The sequence below is a fragment of the Pedobacter sp. MR2016-19 genome, assembly GCF_014947265.1.
Taxonomy (GTDB): Bacteria; Bacteroidota; Bacteroidia; order Sphingobacteriales; family Sphingobacteriaceae; genus Pedobacter.
Genome location: NZ_JADCNK010000001.1, coordinates 275,686 through 292,104 on the forward strand (window position 1 = coordinate 275,686; position 16,419 = coordinate 292,104).

Below are 16,419 nucleotides of genomic sequence, written 5' to 3' on the forward strand. Positions count from 1 at the left end.
CTAAAATGTAATTGTAACACTACCACCAAAAGTTCTTACAGGAGGGTTAATGGTTGAGTTACTAATACCACTTTGGTTTCCTGTTGTTACGCCAGTTGTACTTCCGCTACCGAAATCGCTTGCGGCTGGGCTAAATGTAAAATCTGGATCTGTGTACATGTTTGATTTTGGCAACCATAAAAATAAATTTCTTCCGGTTAATGCAACATTTAATGCTTTAACTACTTTTTGACTACCGAAAACTGATACTGGAATATCATAACCGATAGATAATTCACGGAATCTCCAAGATGCAGCACTAAACAAATAGTTACTTGACACATTTCTTGCAACACCTGTAAAGAATGTTTCTGGGTTATTTAAGGTAACATTAGTGTTTGCTACATATTGACCGTTAACTAATATAGAAGAGTTAGGGAAAACAAATCTCTCACGGTTATTAATAGCAGAAAGCGCAGAAACACCAGTCCAAGACATTGCATTACCTATATCACTGTATGCCATGTAACCACCTTTATACTCAAACAATGCAGAAATATTTAAGCCTTTCCAACGAATAGACGGATTTAAACCAACAATCCATTTCGGCATTGAGTTTCCGAAAATCTTAGTATTAGGATCCGCAGTTGGTGCACCTGTTAATGCACTAACAATTACCCTTCCTTGTTCATCTCTTAAATAATCTGTTGCCCTAACCATAAAAGCTGGATAACCTTTGATAGCATAGTTACCTGCTGAAGTGTAACCACCAATAGAGATCTGATCTAAACCAGGATAAACTTCAGTAACATTACTATTGTTATAAGTTGCATTAACCTTAAAGTTAATCCTTACCTGACCTAAATCTACTAGCGGAGTTAACCCTAAATCCATCTCAACACCTTTGTTGATGAAAGATGCCGCATTCACGTAAGCACTTGAATAACCAGTAGCCAAAGATAAGTTGATCGGGATAATCTGATCAGTCATTGTTTGGTGGAAATAAGTTGCCTCAAGGCTAATTCTGTTATTTAAGAATCCTGCCTCAAAACCAGCTTCAATACTCTTAATAAACTCTGGTCTTAATAATGGGTTATAAATGGTATTATCCGCGCTATAACCTGGTGTTGTTCCATACGGGAAACCACCGCCCTGAGAAAAAGTTGCCGCCAATTGGTAAGGAGAAATATCAGCGTTACCTGTTTTATTCCAACCACCTCTTAACTTTAAATATGAAAGCACTTTATTTCCTTTTAATGCATCAATTGCATCCGTTACGATAAATGAAGCAGTAACACCTGGGTAAAAATAGCTATTTAGATTGTCAGCCAAAACAGATGTCTGTTCATTTCTTCCCGTAACCTCAATATTAGCCCAACCTTTATAACTCAAAGCAGCACTACCATAAAGCGCAAATAGGCGGCTTTGTCTTGATGGAGAAGATCCTGTTAACTCACCAACACGTTGAGAAATATTATATAAATCAGGAACTACTAGTTGAACAGCACCAACACGTGTATCACGTGCTTTATCCTGACGAACATAGGTACCTAAAACACCAGTGATTTTGAAATCATCATTAATTTGTTTGTTAAAATTAGCAAATAACTCTGATGATAATCTTTCTGATCTGAAAGAACGTTCTTGTACATTTGATGAAATTGTTCCAAAACCTCTGGTTTGAACACCAAAATCGTTTGGTTGTTCACCTTGAGAAGTTCTTCTTTCGTCTGTAGCCTGAGTAGTTAATCCAGCGCGATAGCTTAAGCTAACCCAGTCGGTAATTTTAAAATCTAAATTTAAGTTGGTAACTAAATCTGCTCTCTTACCTGTTTTACGCCAGTTATCGATAGCAAAATAAGGATTCAACCCGTAATCTGTGTAATAATAGTTATATGAAGAATAAGGATCGTTTTTAAAATCTTTATAGTTATTAAGAGGAATATAACCAGCGGTGTTAAACAACAAGTTCATTAAACCCTGATTCAAACCGATATTTTGAGAAGAGTTAAAATCAGCCATACCTTCTGCATCGAAGATATTATAGTTTTGCTGGATGTAATTTGTATTTAAAGCAACTTTTAAACGGCCATATTCTCTAGACGCATTTAAACGGATACCTGTTCTACGGTTTTTATCATCAGGAACAATTCCTTTGATGTTTGCATCTTGTAAAGATAAAAAGAAGTCTTTATCTCCATAAGAAACATTATTCTGAATGACAGAACCTGTTTTAAAAAATTCTTTTCTATCATTAACAGGACTGTATGTTACATGTTGAGTAGTTAATGGTCCATAAACAGGATCTGTAATTCCAGTTAAATCAGGTCCGATCTGAACTTGTGAACCATCATAAGCAGGGCCCCATGACCAGTTCTCAATAGAAGTATAATCACCAAGTTTAGCGTTATTACCACCACCACCTAAACCAAAACCTTCTTGGAATTTAGGGAAAAAGCTGATATCCTGAAATTGAGTTGAGTTACTAACGGTTACAACAGGTTTTCCATCTTTAGTACCTTTTTTGGTTGTAACGATAATTACACCGTTTCTGGCATCAGAACCATAAACCGCAGCACCAGCTGCACCCTTTAGTACAGAAACATCCTGAATGTCATTAGGATTTAATGACGATAGATAGTTGATGTCAGTTTGAACACCATCCAACAACAATAACGGGTTATTGTTTCCAGTTAATGAACGGATACCACGAAGGTTAATTTTAACGTTTTCGAACACACCGCTATTAGTTGTAGCGATATTTAAACCCGATACTTTCCCCTGTAAACCAGTTGCTAAATTAACTGCGTTACCTGCATTCAAAGTAGCATTTCCAACCGTTGCAGCTGCGTATCCAAGTTCTTTTTTCTGTCTTTGAATTCCTAATGCACCAGTAATTACAACTTCACCAAGTTGTTGTTGATCAGAAGCTAAAGAAACTCTTAAAATACCACTAGCTGGAATGGCAACAGTTTGAGCTTGAAAACCCAAGAACGAAAATTTTAAACTTGAAGTACCAGATGGTACATTAAGACTGAATTTACCATCAGCGGAAGTCTGTGTTCCGCTTTTAGCTCCAGTAATCGTAACACTTACACCAGGAATTGGTAATCCATCATCCTTGGATGTAACTGTACCAGTGATTGTTCTTTCTTGTGCCATTGCTGTTACAGCAATGAACATAAGTATGAACAAACTTTGTAGAAGTTTTTTCATAATTTGAAAATAGGTTAGTTAATGATTATTTATTTAAACCGCTAATATAATAGAGCAGAGTAATAATTTAACAAAATTTAACAAATTTGGCAGATAATGACTTTATTTTGACAATAATAATGTCTGATTAAAAAGGCGGATTGGGGAAATTTTCTACAGAATGCGCGAGATTGTTGGTTAATATAATCATATTTTATCCCCAAATGAGCAGAAATTGACGTTAATAGGCGGCAAGAGCATTATTTAGATTAAAAAAACCGTGCCAAAATCATTATGGTTTAAATTGCCGGATCTGGCTTTGTATGGCCATATTTACATTGTTCATCAGCTATAAAATCTTTTATTAGCTTAATAGAAGCATTGTTGTTGTAGTACCTGAACTAAGGTGCCATTTCAAAACGGTACAGTCCGATTTCCTAATTACCTCAATAATGACCAATTTCACAAGGTTTCTAACATGGATCATGACGTAGCCCCGTAATAGATACTTAGGAGTTACATTAAGAGCCTATTTAAATTTTTATAACAAATATAAATGGCCTTTTGCTGTCACACTGAAGGGTAATTTATAGTATAAATCAACATGAATGACAGATTTTTAGCGGATTATAGGCTGCCAGGAATCGTCATTCCCAACTTGATTGGGAACCACGGAGTGCTCATGAATGCCTTTGAAACAATGGAAACTTATGAATAATCGTAATGCAAGCGCTTTAAGATTCCCGCCTGCGCGAGAATGACGGCCGTACTGATTGATTCTGTCTATGATAGTGTTAGTCGATTGCTTTATTAATACGTTGAAATGGTCTTCGACTACGCTCAGACTGACATGCAAAATAAATTATTTAATTTTAAACAGGCTCTAATAATATTGATGATTGTAAGTTTGATAAATTAATGAAGCAGGTCTAGAGAAAAAATCGGAATAAATGGAGTTTGTTACTGAAATAACATAAACGTTCTCTGGCACCTTCAAATAATAAAAAGGAGCATAAAACCGTAGTCTCATGCTCCTTTTTGTTCTATCTTTAAAGAATTTTTAGGTATCCTAAAAATTTTGACGACCCAACATTGGGTTAATGATCGTCGCCAACAAACTTAGTGCGGTGGTAACCTTTAAGATGATAAACTGTTCCTGCATCATCCGAAAAAACAACATCCAATGATATCGCATCAGTTTGTGCTTTAGATGATGGGCCAACCGCGCCATTAGGTGTTATTTTCCCGTTGGTTACCGTAAAGGTTAAGCCCCCAGGGTATGTACCTGCGTTAGCGATATTTTGCCCTGTGAAGGTTTTGCTATCCAAATTTACATTTACCTTACCAAAAACTGTATTATCAGCATTACCATAAAGTTTAGTTAAATTCAACCACATTTGTGTTGATGAATTATCGGCCGTATTATAAGTGGATATACCATAATAATCACCTTCACCATCAATCTGTACCCACCACTCACCAGACAGATCTTGTACTGCTGTGCCTCCAACAGGCTCATCTTTTTTACAAGCAGATATGCTTAGTACAAAAAGTGTTAGTATATAAAAATATTTTTTCATCGTGTTTTATTTTAATAATCGATCTTATTTCTTAACCCAGCTTCTGGTTGAATTACTGATGCCTTGCTCAGGAATACTAACAACGTACTTTAAGCTTGTTCCTACCAAAGTGCCGGTTCCGCTTAACGTACCAAAAGCATTTGCTTGTGTTGGAATAATGACACTTTGTCCATCAACCGAGAGGAGATAAGCTGATATTGTTGTTGCTGCCGACCAAATATTATCAGCCTGATAAAATCCTGGTGCCAACTTAGTAATTGTTGATGTTGTTCCCCCAGTAGCATAATTATAATCGCCGGCAATGTTTGATCCAGCAACTTCAGATGAAGGTAGTACCGCGATATAACGATTAACTGTAGCCGGAAAACCATCTCCATTAGTTGCACTATAAGTGATAATATATAATCCCACTACTGCTGTATTAACTGAACCAGAGACCTTAACAGTTAGGTCGCTACTGCCTTCCTTGGCTGTTACGCCTTGCTCAGTATACGTAGCCCCCTTTACTAGCGATTGGTAAGCATCTCCTTTCATGGTAAAGGTAGCATACTTTGTCACTTTAGATATCCCAACATATCCCTCAGGATAGTTAAAATCATCTTTCTTACAAGAACTATAGGTCATACCTATAATCCCCAGTATAATTAATATTAAATATTTTTTCATTTTGCTATAGATTAAAATGTTTACTTACCCCACCAAACTTTAGTCGTAATCGGCACCTCTGCTGGCGTGTTGCTATTTCTATCTCTTGATGATGCAGGAAATACCAAACGCTTAGGCAACAAGCCCGAAGTAACACCGTTTTTTGAATACACCCACTGGCCAGCAATATAATTGCCATCAGTTGAATACACATCGCTTTTTTTAGGATACCCGGTACGTTGTTGCTCAAAAAAGGCTTCCAGGCTATGTGAACCTGCAAAAGAGGCCCATTTTTGAACAATAATTTTCTCCAATCTTTGTTCAAAAGAACCTGTTGGGTAGGTTAAGTAATCGGAAGGAATTACATCGTCTCCTAGTCCAACCTGGGCAAAAGCCGCTATAACTCCACTTTGGTACATCGCCGCAGCACCTGCGCCGCCAAAATAACGTTCCAAAGCCTCAGCCTGCATCCAATAAGATTCTGCAGCAGAAATAAACCAAACAGGATCTTTAGCCGTTTGTACAAAAACACTTGCACTAGCATATGTTGGCTGTTCGATTGCTGTTGCAGTATAATCACCTTGATTCATCGGTACTGGACTTAGTGAATTAAAATAATATTTAGCTCTCGGATCGTTTTTAAGCGCTAACCAACTCGTAAATGTTTTACTTGCCCTTAAGTTTGTAGTGGTATTTAAACGGCGAACATTGTATTCGTAAAAAGGATTACTGTTATCAGGTGTATCATCAAATGTAGCGATACCTGCACCAGTGGTTAAAAAGTTTGCCCCATCAGTATATAATTTAGTGATGCCGGCCTGTGCTTCAGCAGGTTTTGCATTAACCATCCTCAAATACATTTTTAATTTCAGGGTGTTTGCAAATTTAGTCCAGAGATCCATATCACCACCAAAAAGAAAATCTGTTTTCTTCTGCTCGCTACTTAATGCAACGCTTGAATAGTCTTTAGCAAGGGCTGCGTCTATTTCAGCAAGTAGTCCTACATAAATCGTATAGCCATCATCAAATTTAGGCTGTAGATTATCAATACCTTTTAATGCTTCGGTATATGGAACTTTATCATACAAATCTACCAATACCTGGTAGGTATAAGCTTTCATTACTGTAGCCATCAAATTATAGCGCCAATCGCTCTTCGCTACAGCCAGGTTTATCGCCAGTTGATAATCGGCCAAGGCACCAGAAAACAGTTCATTATAACTACCATTCAAGTCGTTACGCGTTAGCGCATAAGCATCAATGGTTTTGTACTGGTTTGACGCATTTGCCTGTGTAAAATACTGCGACCATATGCCGCCAAGAATAGTAAGTTCGCCACCAACACGACCCGCTGTTGACATTACTGCTGAAGGAAATAACACCTCAGGTGTAGTCGTTTCAATTAAAGGGTTATTCGGACTTACGTTAATATCTAGCGTTTTCTTGCATCCAAAAGCAAGAAACACCATTGCTGATAATATCAGCGCTTTATATTTTATGTGATTATTTTTCATTACGAGATAGATTAAAATGAAACTTTTACTGATGCGCCAAAGAACCTAACCGGAGGAGCAGTTCTAAACTCACCAAATTCACTTCCTAAATCATTTCCAAAGTTAGAAACCTCCGGATCGATAGTCTTGTTTGTTTTAGCCAGCCAGGTTACTAAATTTCTTCCAAAAACAGAGATTGATGCTCTTTGTGCTCCAACCTTGCCCACAATAGATTTAGGCAGGTTATAACTTAAAGTTGCTTCTCTTAATTTCAGGAAAGATCTGTCCAAAATACGGTTGGCATAAGCATCGGCCTTATTTGATGTAGTGTAATAAAAATCATCCGTATTGGCTTCTGTTATTGGAGTGGTATTTTCTACATAAGTACCATCTGCTAATTTCCGAACCGAATTAGGAACAATGAAAGGGCGGCGATCGTTATAAGTCGTTTTTGCGTCAGCACCTACGAAGTTTAATAAATCAGCTGTTCCTGAATAAAACACACCACCTTTATGCCAGTCTAAGGTAAATGAAAGTGAAAAATCTTTATAACGGAATTGATTGCTTAATCCCATAACGAAATCTGGAACTGTAGAACCAAAGCTTACATTTTCAGAAGAATATACTGGGTAACCATTTGCATCTACAATAACCTGACCACTTGGGCTATAAGTACGGGTAGGAGCTTCAATAATACCTAGTGGTTGACCAACGCGGGCTACAAATTGTGCATCGTAAGCCGAATTTAAAACTACTTTATCTAATCCGATAGGTAATTCGGTTACTTTACTGTTTTCTTTTGTAAACGTATAGTTTAAGTTCCAGTCGATATCTGTCGTTTTAATTGGTTTGATATTTACTGCAATTTCTACACCTTTGTTACGAACCGAACCAAAGTTAACGATGTAAGAAGAATAACCTGTTGCCGGATCAATAGGTAATGGGATAATCTGATCTTTTCTTAATTTGTTGTAATAAGTTGCGTCAATACCAATACGGTCTTTTAAGAACCTGATCTCTGCACCTAACTCAACCTCTTGCACGCGCTCAGGCTTGAAGTTATTGCTGTTCAACTGATTAGAAATTGAATATCCTGGAACACCAAAAATAGGGAAGGTCAACGTTCCAAAACCTAATGGCGATGATGTTCTGGTAGCGGTATTAAATACACGGTAAGGGTCGGTATCACTACCAGTTTCACCATAACTCGCTCTTAATTTTAAAAAGCTGATTGGTGTTTTAGTTAAATCGATAGCCTGAGAAGCAATGAAAGCTAAACTGGTAGCAGGGTAGAAGTAGTTATTATTATCCTGTGGAAGTGTTGATGACCAGTCGTTTCTTCCTGTTAAAGTTAAATACAAATATTTGTTGTAACCAAGGGTGGCAGAAGCGTAAGCACCAAATAAACGGCGATGAGATTCTGCATTGGTTGATGTTGGTTTATTTGCAGAGTTATTGATCTGATAAAAACCCGGTATTGCCAAATTTTCGATACCTGTACTTAATACTCTCGAACCACGATCATTATAGTTCACACCGATTAAACCATCTAAATCGAAATGGCTATTCAGTTCTTTATTAAAAAGGGCATTTAATTTTGTATCGTACTCAAAAGTTTTTACAGACCCCTCGATTACATCACCAACATCAGCCGCTCTTTTAGAACCCTCAATGTTTCCACCATCATTATAGCTACCTGGGCTTGGCGCATTTTTATTGTGCCAGATTTTACTAATGGCATTATCAACATCGGCACCTTGCTGGAACTGAAAACTTAACCAATCTGTTGCTTTAAAGTTTAAATTAATATTTCCATATACACGGTCGCTCTTATACCTACTGCCATTTTCATAAAGGGCGTAGTAAGGATTTTCTGCATACGGGGTAAAATAGTTATCTACGTTAAAGAACTTGTTTTTATAATCCTGAAGGTCTTTAATCGGAATATCTCCTGGGATTTGTAGAATCTCTTCATAAAATGAAGAACCAATGCCAGAATCGCCGCCACCCTGATTGATAAATTTAGTGGTTTTACCAACATAGTTTAAGGATGCATCAGCAGAGAATTTTCCATATTTGGTTGAACCTTTTAAGGTAAAGTTATTTCTTTTGTAAGAATCATTATCCGATGGAAGATAACCATTGCTATAAATATTACCATAAGAAAAATAAGCCGTGCTATTATCGTTTCCTCCACTCAAGGCAATATTATTATTTAACTCAACACCAGTAGTTAGTGCATCCCTCACATTGTTTTTAATGAAAGAGTAAGGTTTTAACAGTTGAGAGTTATCAACTATGGCTCCCCATGATCTCAACTGCCCATCATATTTTGGGCCCCAGTTACCATTCTCAGAAGGAATGTAAGTACCATCCCAGCCCTGACCAAACTGATCCTGAGGTTTATAAACCGAGGCAACATTAGTTAAGGTGGTTGAGGTAGAAAGGTCTACTTTCAATTTACCAGCAGCTCCTTTTTTGGTGGTTACAATTAAAACACCATTCGATCCGCGGGAACCATATAATGCTGTTGCTGCAGATCCCTTTAAAATACTGATGCTTTCGATGTTGTTCGGATCAATGTCGTTCGCATTGTTACCAAAGTCATAATTATCATCTGAACCTGCGGTTGAGTTATCTAAAGGCACACCATCCACAACATAAAGGGGTTGGTTACTACCAGTTATTGAAGAATAACCCCTTAAAATAACTTTGGTTGATCCTCCCGGAGCACCAGAAGTATTAGAAATGTTTACCCCTGCAACCTTACCCTGCAAACCACCAAATAAACTCGCTGGTGCAGAAGCATTAACCTCAGCTGATTTAAAAGTGCTTTGAGAATAGCCTAAAGTTTTTGTAGCCTTATTAACTCCTAACGCTGTTACCACAACCTCACCTAAGGCTTTAGAATCAGTAGCTAGAACGGCATTAATCACACTCGAGCTTCCGATTGGACGGGTTTGAGTTGCAAATCCAATTGAGGAGAACTCGATTGTTTTAGCATTTGATGAAACTTTGATGGAGAACTTTCCATTCGCATCTGTAGAGGTACCACCAGCGGTCCCCTGAATTTTTACGCTTACTCCAGGAATTGGTAGCTTGTCTTCTGAAGACGTAACTGTTCCTGTGATTGTTCGATCCTGTGCCATTGCGCTCATCGCGAAAAACAGGACAATGAACAAACTCTGTAGAAGTTTTTTCATAGTAAATAGGTTAGTTATGTGTAAAATAAAGTACTAAATTAGAGTTAGTTAATTCTTGAAGCAAATTTATTTTAACCTTTTTTAACTTGCAGCTTCCTAAATGCCCCTCAAGGCCTGTTTCATAATCGTAACTTTTTTGCTAATCAAACATTTTAACTAAAAAATTAGTAACTATCAACCTGTTTTTAAGCTTTACCGTTAATACCCGCCAAAAATTAGCCCCCAAATAAGGTTTTTCCCATCATAAGTATAAAATCAGGTACAAAGGGTGGGATGCTAATAAAACATTAGTCAAAAACCGCAATCGGATGCAAGAAATTTTTTACGTCAGATCCCCGAATAATAAAAGGGCTATCCGATCTTTTCGGACAGCCCTTTTAGCATCTTATAAATAAAATTATGGAAAGCCACTTCTAAACGGGTTTGATATAACAAAACCTCTTAAAAGTACATTCCTGACGTCAAAACATCATTCCCTTTCTAAAATTTATCCCAAAACAATTTTGTAGTTACAACATCTCCTCCAATTGCACCAGAAGCCTGACTGTAATTACTGCCATTTAATTGCTGTTCATTGCTTGGATAGCTCAATCTGTTAGGAAAACCAGATTTAGCTCCTACTGGTGCAGTAATTTTTGGAAAATCCAATCTTCTTAACTCTGTCCAGCAATTAAAAGGCCTGTTATAAAGAGCGATCCATTTTTGGACACCTATTTTTTCTCTCCAGGTACCTGATGCCGTTGTATAGGAAACCTGTGGATTTGCCAGATAAGTGGATGCGTCTGTAGCAGTACCTCCCCAATATAAAATTGATGCCGTAATCGCATTATTGTAATGCGTTTGTGCATTACCGCTAACAGCATATCCTCTTTCAGCAGCTTCTGCTCTATTAAATTCAGTTTCTACATAATCCATCAGCAAGGTTTGCGCATCAGGAGCATAAACTTTAGGTCCAGGTTTAGAAACAGCAGATATCGTATTCACCTGCCCAACTATACCACCAACATAGGCGCCGTTTGCATTGGTACCAAAATACTGCGGTAAACGAGGGTCTGCCAGCGCTAACAATTTGTCTACCAAATCTTTTGCGGCCACATAATCACCACGCCCACCCGTAACAATATCAACATAAAGTGGGTTTTGGTTTGGTGCACCTGCCAGATATTTAAAAGCTGCATTATCCACATCGGCAGAAATTGCACCTGCATCTGATGCTTCTACAGCAGTTTTGGCAATTGTATTGTCTGCATCTGCTAAAATTAAAGCTTGTTGCATCCGCAAAGAGTTACCAAATTTTATCCATTTTGAAATATCCCCTTGAAAAATAAGGTCCTCACTTGCAGAAAATCCTGCATTAGCCGTATTGAGTTGGGCTATGTCGGTATTTAATCTTTTTAATAGATCTAACGAAATCGTCTTCGCATCATCATATTTCGGAAAAAGATTTTGTTGATCTATCGACTGGCTATAAGGCACGTTGCCAAAAGTATTAACCAGTGTACTAAAGGCCAGCACTTGCATGATATCAATAATTGCCAGTTGATTTGATTTTATACCAGCGTTTAATGTAGCATTGGCCTTTATAATGGTTGATGATTGCGTTAGATTTTGGAGTACTTCTCTATACATCGTAGTCCACCATGCCTGAGGAATATTTCTGGTACCAAAGTCGTACTGGGCTTCATCCTGATACGTTACCATTGCCCATTGACTTGTAGTAAACCTAAAAACATTGGTATTAACACTGGCACTCGTAACAACATCGCTGTAAGATTTGGTTGCGAATGAAAACAAAGTCGCAGCAGGAACCTCTGATGGCCGTTTGGTATCAATATTAAGTGATGTAATATTCTTTTTACAAGCTGTAAGAGAAACAAGCATTGCAAAAAATATGATTGATTTTTTCATTTTATTGTTGATTTAATTAGAATGATAGCTTTGCATTAATCCCTATTGTCCTGGTTGTTGGATATGCACCACTTTGTATCCCTTGGGCATTTCCAGAAGACAAATTCTCTTCCGGATCTGAATAAGGGAGATTTTTATGGATAATCCACAAATTTCTTCCAAAAACAGAAAGATCAATCCCTTTAACAGGTCCCCATTTTGAAATCATGGCTTTTGGAAAAGAGTAGGTTAATGTAGCTTCTCTTAATTTTACATAACTGGCATCGTATGAGAATGCCGATTGTGGAAGGGTAGGAGAATTGGCATCTATCACGACACGTTTAGTATTAACCTGACCGTTTTCTGTTACACCATCTAAAATAACGCCTCCGCTGTTTCCACCATTAGTTACCGGATTCCTTACGGGATTACCCAGATCGTTTAAACCAACAGTATTTGGTAAAATACCAGTATAGGTAGCATAAAATTGATCTAATGACCAAACATTGCCCCCAGAACGGATGTCGATTAAGAACCCTAAGGATACGTTTTTATATTTAAAGCTATTATAAATACCACCAATCCATTTTGGGTTAATATTGCCGATAACATTCGTTGTACTTGATGTTATTTTATAATATCCATCTGCACCAATAACTTTTTGCCCGTTTGCATTATAAACATAATCTTTACCCTGAATGGTTCCATATGGCTGACCTAAAGTAGCATTAACACTTATACCAGCCTGAAAACTAGCTAACTGTAAATTTTTACTATCATTATACAATTCCAAAACCTTACTGTTGTTTTTTGTCCAATTGATGTTAATGTTCCAGGAAAAATCTTGCGTTTTGATTGGTGAACCATACAATGAAACCTCGACACCATTATTTCTTATCACGCCAGCATTAACATAGGTATTGGTAAATCCTGTTGCAGCAGAAACCGCAACCGGTATAATTTGATTTTTTGTTTTTGTTAGGTAATATGAAGCATCAAAACCAATGCGGTTATCCAAAAATGCCATATCTAAACCAATCTCACTGCTTTCTGTCTTTTCAGGTTTCAATGAAGGATTATTTGTAGTAAAAGGATATGCAAATAAAATGCTTGATCCAAATAGATTTTGAGAAGTATAAACATTTTTGGTACTTCCCCAAGGTGCATCGTTTCCAACTGTAGCATAGTTGACACGTAGTTTTCCGGATGATATCCAGTCAACTTTACCCTTTAGCTGCTGAGAGAACAACCAGCTGCCGGCAACCGAATAATAGTTATATGCATTTCCACCTTCTGGAAGTGTAGAAGATTTATCTCTTCTAAAAGTACCTTCCAATGTTAAAGATTCATTATAGGTCAGGGTAGCTCCGCCAAAAAATCCGTCAACTTCTTTAGGCTGATAGTTTTCTATAGGGGCCGCTACGGCACCAACCGAATTAGAAATACTATAAAGCCCTGGCACAATTAATCCTCCATTTGTTGTAGAAAAAACGCTGTTTAATAAACTCTTTCTGATATTACCTCCAAGCAATGCTTTCAAATTAAGGTCCTTCGTTACATTTTTATCAAAGTTTGCGATAAGGTCAAAATTTGTTTCGTTGAACGACCTATCCGTCCGGGCATAAGAAGCTGCTCCCTGACTTCCTACAGCAACCCTTTCTTCCTGAAATTCATTGTAATTATCTAAAGAAACACGTCCGAGAATATTTAGCCAGTCAGTAGCCTTATAATTTAAAGACGCATTACCAAAAATCCTGCTCCTGGTATCATTTTCATAATTCTGGTACCTTGTCCAATAATAATTATCAGTGTATTTAGGTACCAGGCCTGCAGGCGTAGAAGGGTCAGCCCAATTCCATGAAACATTTTGCTTATTTCTAAAGTAAGCATCCTTTTGAGCCATCATATCAACATTGGTTTGATACCATTGTCTAAAATTTTGGTTCACATTTAACCCACTATACCCTGACCCATATCGACCCAAACCCTCAATTTTTGAATAATTCGCAAGTGCCGACGCGGTTAACCGATCGGTAATTTGGTAAGTAGAGCCAAAATTCAATATATTTTTAATGATTTTACTATTGGGCAACGTTCCCCGGTCATCACTTCTGGTATAGCCCAGTTTGATTGTCCCTTTATCGGATGCACCATCAAATATTATATTATTGTTATTAGAAATTGCTGTCTCGTAAAATGTTGATGGATTATTTGCAGCAGCAACCCATGGCGTTTTTTTCTTATAATTAGGAGAATACGGATCAAAGGAATCCCATTGATACACAAGTAGGTTTGGATCAAATTTTGCCCCGTAAGATGCATCTTCAGAAGTAGGAACAACTCTTTCCTTAACACCATTACCCTGAACATCAATCAATAAAAAGCCATCTCCACTTTCGTATCCGCTTGAATACCCGGCACCATATTCAGTTTGATACTCCGGAAAAGTTGATTTGTCAATTGTTCCGACGGTTAAACCACTATTAATCGTAATTCCCATGCCTTTACTCTTCCTGCTTTTTGTAGTGATCATAATTACACCATTCGCTCCTCTGGAGCCATAAAGTGCACTTGCTGCAGCTCCCTTAAGCACGTTAACCGATTCAATATCGTCAGGATTGATATCCGCTGCCGCATTTCCATAATCGTAACCACCTCTTCCTGTTCTCTGGTTAGTAGAATTATTGTTTGAATTGTCGACCGGAACACCATCAACGACAAATAATGCCTGATTATTCCCTGTTAAAGACTTACTCCCTCTGATTACGACATTGGTTGATCCACCAATTGCATTGCCTTGAATAATTTGCAAACCAGATACTTTACCTGATAGCGCAGACGCTGCGTTTGATGACCGTGTTTGTGTAAGTTCTTCGCCTTTTACCTGCTGCGCGGCGTAAGACAAGGTATTTTTCTTCCTAACCTGGCCCAAAGCAGTTACCACAACTTCATCCAAAGCATTAGCATCTGAAGATAAGACAGCATTGATTACATTTGAACTTCCAATCGGTTTGGATTGAGTTGCAAACCCGATTGAGGAAAATACAATAATTTTAGCGTCTGATGCGACTTTAATGGAGAACTTTCCGTCAGCGCTGGTTGAGGTGCCCCCTGTGGCTCCCTGAATTTTTACACTTACTCCAGGGATTGGCAGTTTGTCTTCTGAAGACGTAACTGTTCCGGTAATAGTTCGATCCTGTGCCATTGCCGCTAGTGCAAAAAACATACAGATGAACAAACTCGGTAAAAGTTTTTTCATAATTAAGAAATAGTTTAGTTATTGATTCGACTAATCTAAGCGTTAAAATTCAGTTAAAAAACTTTTTTTTAACAAATTTTAACAAAAAATCACTAAAAAACATCAAACATGTGACATTCAAACCAATAACTCACTATAATTTTACTTAAAAAGCAACAATAAAAATATAAATAGTATTTATTATACATAAATAACTGAAAAATGTATATATTTTTAAATCAAAAAACTATAAAAATACAATTTAAGCACCAAAAAAATCACTATTAAACAATAAATTCTAAATTTATCATCAAAAAATAGAAAAATTCACCACAACAATAGAAAAAATCAGTAAACCCACAAAAACATGCTGATAATTAAAAAAAACCATACAAAGTTAAATTCGCTTTACTTTAGCAAAAAACAATGGAAATTCCAATTGACTATTCTTCGTCATTAACCGATTCCGGGATAGACAGAACTAAGAGCATTTTTTAGAAGATATTATTTTCATTACAATATCATCTGTCAGCTGCTGCTGTGAATTAGAACAAGATGGCGTTTAACAGGGAATCAAAACAGGAATGGTAATTAGGTTTAAAAGCCATTTGCCTGGCCGGATAAGTATCCGCTACCTCTAAGCTTCACAAACTGAACAAAAAGAAAAACCATATTATAATTTCTAGCATAGATGCTGATGCCGTCAAGATAACCGTAAGGTTCATTTCAACCGGGAGGATTGAAAACTTACTGCATTGGTTGCCTGATGTTGCTTTCCAAGAGGATAGTAACAGGAAACGTAGAGGGAATACTGAACTTTTATCTAAGGTATTTGCATGATTGCTCTTAACCTGATTAAAAATGACATCACTAAGAGCCTATTTGAAATTAAATAAAATTTATTTCTTATGTCAGTCTGAGCGTAGTCGAAGACCATTCCAACACATTAATAAAGCAATCGACTACGCTACCATTGACAGACTCCAATAGAAAATAGTCATTTCGAGGAACCAAGCAATCTTAATGCGCACACTAGTAGCCATCGTTGTAAGATTGCTTCGTCGGCTGAAAAAAGCCTTCTTATAATGACGTTTATGTAAACAACTGATATTTAGTGTTTATTTTTTTGACCATATAAGACATTTAAGGACCATATAAGCTTACATGTTCTTATATGGTGTGAAAGCCTAAAGGATTAT

Annotated in this window: 7 protein-coding genes; all 7 read right to left on the reverse strand. The window is 37.2% G+C overall.

Annotation, left to right across the window (positions count from 1 at the left end; genetic code table 11):
* A complete protein-coding gene (locus tag IM793_RS01220) occupies window positions 1–3,195 on the reverse strand; it encodes a SusC/RagA family TonB-linked outer membrane protein (protein ID WP_193419364.1) in 3,195 nt (1,064 codons plus the stop codon).
* Between the two features lie 1,076 nt (window positions 3,196–4,271).
* Window positions 4,272–4,754, reverse strand: a complete 483-nt coding sequence (locus IM793_RS01225; protein WP_193419365.1) for a lipid-binding protein — start codon at window positions 4,752–4,754, stop codon at window positions 4,272–4,274.
* A 24-nt stretch (window positions 4,755–4,778) separates the two neighbouring features.
* Window positions 4,779–5,420, reverse strand: coding sequence for a DUF5011 domain-containing protein (locus IM793_RS01230; RefSeq protein WP_193419366.1), 642 nt, complete (start codon window positions 5,418–5,420; stop codon window positions 4,779–4,781).
* Between the two features lie 20 nt (window positions 5,421–5,440).
* The gene (locus tag IM793_RS01235) at window positions 5,441–6,913 is read right to left on the reverse strand and encodes a SusD/RagB family nutrient-binding outer membrane lipoprotein (RefSeq protein ID WP_193419367.1); all 1,473 of its coding nucleotides are present in this window, start codon (window positions 6,911–6,913) and stop codon (window positions 5,441–5,443) included.
* A gap of 11 nt (window positions 6,914–6,924) precedes the next feature.
* On the reverse strand, window positions 6,925–10,095 hold the full coding sequence (locus IM793_RS01240; protein WP_193419368.1) for a SusC/RagA family TonB-linked outer membrane protein: 3,171 nt from the start codon (window positions 10,093–10,095) through the stop codon (window positions 6,925–6,927).
* 480 nt (window positions 10,096–10,575) lie between these two features.
* Window positions 10,576–12,003 (reverse strand): SusD/RagB family nutrient-binding outer membrane lipoprotein, encoded by a 1,428-nt coding sequence (locus IM793_RS01245; RefSeq protein ID WP_193419369.1) that lies wholly within the window; start codon window positions 12,001–12,003, stop codon window positions 10,576–10,578.
* A 16-nt stretch (window positions 12,004–12,019) separates the two neighbouring features.
* Entirely contained in the window at window positions 12,020–15,241 is a 3,222-nt protein-coding gene (locus tag IM793_RS01250) for a SusC/RagA family TonB-linked outer membrane protein (protein ID WP_193419370.1), read from the reverse strand.
* Window positions 15,242–16,419: the final 1,178 nt, after the last annotated feature.

Bases quoted from the DNA above. Each gene is read 5' to 3' on its own strand.
- IM793_RS01220 (WP_193419364.1), bottom strand. From the start codon at position 3,195: ATGAAAAAACTTCTACAAAGTTTGTTCATACTTATGTTCATTGCTGTA.
- IM793_RS01225 (WP_193419365.1), bottom strand. From the start codon at position 4,754: ATGAAAAAATATTTTTATATACTAACACTTTTTGTACTAAGCATATCT.
- IM793_RS01230 (WP_193419366.1), bottom strand. From the start codon at position 5,420: ATGAAAAAATATTTAATATTAATTATACTGGGGATTATAGGTATGACC.
- IM793_RS01235 (WP_193419367.1), bottom strand. From the start codon at position 6,913: ATGAAAAATAATCACATAAAATATAAAGCGCTGATATTATCAGCAATG.
- IM793_RS01240 (WP_193419368.1), bottom strand. From the start codon at position 10,095: ATGAAAAAACTTCTACAGAGTTTGTTCATTGTCCTGTTTTTCGCGATG.
- IM793_RS01245 (WP_193419369.1), bottom strand. From the start codon at position 12,003: ATGAAAAAATCAATCATATTTTTTGCAATGCTTGTTTCTCTTACAGCT.
- IM793_RS01250 (WP_193419370.1), bottom strand. From the start codon at position 15,241: ATGAAAAAACTTTTACCGAGTTTGTTCATCTGTATGTTTTTTGCACTA.